Source organism: Arthrobacter sp. Hiyo1 (assembly GCF_001263615.2).
Classification (GTDB): Bacteria; Actinomycetota; Actinomycetes; order Actinomycetales; family Micrococcaceae; genus Arthrobacter.
Genome location: NZ_DF952474.1, coordinates 296,948 through 299,992, shown reverse-complemented (window position 1 = coordinate 299,992; position 3,045 = coordinate 296,948). Strand labels below are relative to the sequence as shown.

4 protein-coding genes are annotated in these 3,045 nt (G+C 64.2%); 2 read left to right on the top strand and 2 right to left on the bottom strand.

The features are described from left to right. Nucleotides 1–535, top strand: a 535-nt coding sequence (locus tag AHiyo1_RS18720; RefSeq protein ID WP_148667665.1) for a prolyl oligopeptidase family serine peptidase, incomplete at its 5' end; no start/stop codon positions are given. 55 nt (nucleotides 536–590) lie between these two features. Continuing rightward, on the top strand, nucleotides 591–2,222 hold the full coding sequence (locus AHiyo1_RS18715) for a sensor histidine kinase (RefSeq protein WP_059389552.1): 1,632 nt from the start codon (nucleotides 591–593) through the stop codon (nucleotides 2,220–2,222). 131 nt (nucleotides 2,223–2,353) lie between these two features. Here the strand turns inward: AHiyo1_RS18715 and AHiyo1_RS24935 are convergent, their stop codons facing one another. Together AHiyo1_RS24935 and AHiyo1_RS27275 are read right to left on the bottom strand one after the other, a co-directional pair. Next, nucleotides 2,354–2,527, bottom strand: coding sequence for a hypothetical protein (locus tag AHiyo1_RS24935; RefSeq protein WP_172465637.1), 174 nt, complete (start codon nucleotides 2,525–2,527; stop codon nucleotides 2,354–2,356). 82 nt (nucleotides 2,528–2,609) lie between these two features. After that, a partial coding sequence (locus AHiyo1_RS27275; protein ID WP_253257454.1) for a winged helix-turn-helix domain-containing protein occupies nucleotides 2,610–3,045 on the bottom strand: 436 nt, incomplete at its 5' end.

Below are 3,045 nucleotides of genomic sequence, written 5' to 3'. Positions count from 1 at the left end.
GGACTGGCTCGCGTCCTCCGGTTGGGTGGCCCCGGAGCGGATCGCGGCCATGGGCGGCTCCGCAGGTGGCCTGCTGATGGGTGCCGTGGCCAACCTCGCGCCGGAAAAGTACGCCGCGATCGTGGCGGCCGTTCCGTTCGTGGACGCGCTCAACACCATCCTGGACCCCGAACTGCCGCTCTCCGCGCTCGAGTGGGAAGAATGGGGCAACCCCATCACGGATCCCGAGGTGTACGAGTACATGAAGTCCTACACCCCGTATGAGAACATCCGGGCCGTTTCGTACCCGCAGATCGCAGCGGTCACGTCCTTCAACGACACCCGCGTGCTCTACGTTGAACCGGCCAAATGGGTCCAGGTGCTGCGCTCCGAGACCACGGGCAGTGCGCCCATCGTCATGAAGATCGAGATGGACGGTGGACACGGCGGAGCATCGGGACGGTACGTGCAGTGGCGCGAGCGCGCGTGGGACTATGCCTTCGTCGCGGACTCCCTTGGCGCCGTCGAACTGCTACCTGGAGCCGGACTCAAGTAACGTTCTCGATAGTAGGCTTCCCGTGGGGGGACGGACCGGACAGTAGGAGCGTAGCTTGACTGACAATGCATCGTTGCCAAACCGGGCCTTGGTGGCCGACCCTGACCCGGCCCGTCTCGCCGAGACGGTTGCAGCGCTCGCCGCGGCAGGGTTCATGGTTCGTTCAGTGTCCGACGCCGGTTCACTTGCGGCCGCGCTGGAAAGCGAACCGTGGGACGTGCTGGTGGTGGACAACGACCTCCGGGAGTTCCTTCCCCGGAACAGCGTTCCGGTTTTGCTCTTGCTGGATCCCGAGAACGAGCTGGATGTTACTGCCCTGGAAGGGTGGACGATTGCTGATTACACCTACCGGGGCCAGCCTCCCGCATTTCGGGTGCACCGGGCCTTGGTACTGATAGCGCGTGCCGCCGAACGGACGCGCCGCCGTTCGGAAGCCGAGTCGCTGAGGGAGAGCCTGCGGAAGGTTTCCGCGGCGATCCGGTCAACCATCGATCCAGGCCTGATTGCCCGGCACCTGGTCGACGGAATCGGCGAGGCCTTGGGCGCGGAACACGTCTGGTTCACGACGTTCCCGGATACCCGGGTGCCGCAGGTGAGCGCCGAATGGAACGCGCCCGGACTGGTGCCGGGAGTCCTGCCGGGAGAACTCACTGACGAAATCGCCACGTTCGAACTGGCGGAACGGTTGTGGGCAGAAGCGGAAGTGCAGCCGCTGCCCAAACGGGCTCCCTCGGGTGAATCCGGTGGTGCGGGTGATACCGGTGGTGCGGGGGCGCCGTCGGCCTCTGTTGTGGTGCCGGTAGGCGAGGGAGACCTCGTTCTCGGGGTCATCTGGATCGCCCGCCCGGACACGGCGCAGGAATGGACCCGGGCCGAAATAGGCCTGATTCAGCACGTCTCGGGGAACTTGGCGTATGGCCTGATGCAGAGCCACCTGATTGGCGCGCAACAGCAGGTCATGTACAAGCTCCAGGAACTCGACCAGGCCAAGACCGACTTCCTCACCACCGTGAACCACGAACTCCGAACCCCCCTGACGTCCATCACGGCATACCTGGACATGATCCGTGCCGGCGCCGGTGGACCTCTTCCCGCGGGCGTCGAGCGGATGGTCGATGTCATTTCACGAAATGCCGAGCGGCTCCGACGGCTGATCGAAGACATGCTCACAGTCTCGCACCAGGACACTTCCGGCGACCTCGAACTGAGCCGCGTGAATGTGGGCACCCTGCTCAGGCTTGTTGTCTCGACGTTGCAGCCGCTCGCCGACTCCCGTTCGCTTTCACTCACTGTGATGCATGCGCCAGGAACCATGACCGTCCAGGCCGACGAGGCCAAGCTCGAGCAAGTCTTCGCCAACATCATCAGCAACGCGATCAAGTTCACGCCCAACGGCGGCCACGTCGCGGTCAGCAGCGGGGTCACCTCGGACCCGGGGACGGTTCCCAGCGTGGTGGTGCGCGTGGAGGACACCGGCGTCGGGATCCCCGAAACCGAGATCGAGCAGGTGTTCACACGGTTCTTCCGCGCTTCAAACGCCTCCACTGCGGCCATCCCCGGGAGCGGGCTTGGCCTGGCGATTGCCCACGACATTGTGGAACGCCATTCCGGCCGGCTCGACGTCGAGTCCGCCCTGGGCGTAGGAACCACGGTTTCAGTCCGGCTCCCGCTGGATACGGAGAGCTAAGGGCGGCCGCCCAAAAAACACCGCCCCTGGGCGGTGGCCCGGGGCGGTGTGTGGAGCTTCTTCTTGCCCGTCTACCCAAGTAGCTAGCAGTAGATGCCGTTATGAGGCGCCAAAACGGCATCTAGTGCGAGTCAGTTGGGCCACCAACCGATCTGAGCGTAGTTCACAACAGTGCCGGTGGTAACCGTCGTTACTGTTGTGCCGGTGGTGTCGTGCGTGGTCTTCGGTGCGGCATTGGCAGGGGTGACAAATCCGCCAATAGCCAGCAGGCCCGTCATGAGCAGTGTTGCGGCGAATTTTTTCATGCGATGCTCCTTTGAGCCGTGAAAATCCGAAGTTGACTTTCCCAGCGTAAAGAGCGTTGTTAAAGGTTCGCTTAAGATTGGGTCAGTTTTCCGATGTCTTTGCGGCTAGGCGGTAACCGACGCCACGCACGGTTTCCACCCACCGCGGCGACTGCGCCGAGTCGCCGAGCTTCCGCCGCAGATTGGCGATGTGCACCTGGATCGCGCGCTCTTCGGATTCGCTGACAAAGCCTCCCGTTTCGTACTCCCTGGCGTGGAGCCAGCGGGCAAGCCCCGTGGTGCTTCGCACAACGCGCCCGGCCTCCATGAGGGCCTGAAGAAGGTCGAACTCGGTGCGGGTCAATTGCACCTCTTCGGTTCCCACCCGGGTGGTCCGCGTGGCTACGTCCAGGAAAAGGCCATTGTGTTCCAGTCCCGATGGCTCAGCCGCCGGCAGGGCAGGTGTGGGTCCGGTTGGCGAGTTCGACGGCGGGGCCGGCGGCAGCTCCGCCGTCGGGCTCCCTCCGGAGCTGCTCAAA

What these genes read in the sequence shown, in the direction of transcription:
- AHiyo1_RS24935 (WP_172465637.1), bottom strand. Translation starts at nt 2,527, where the DNA reads ATGAAAAAATTCGCCGCAACACTGCTCATGACGGGCCTGCTGGCTATT.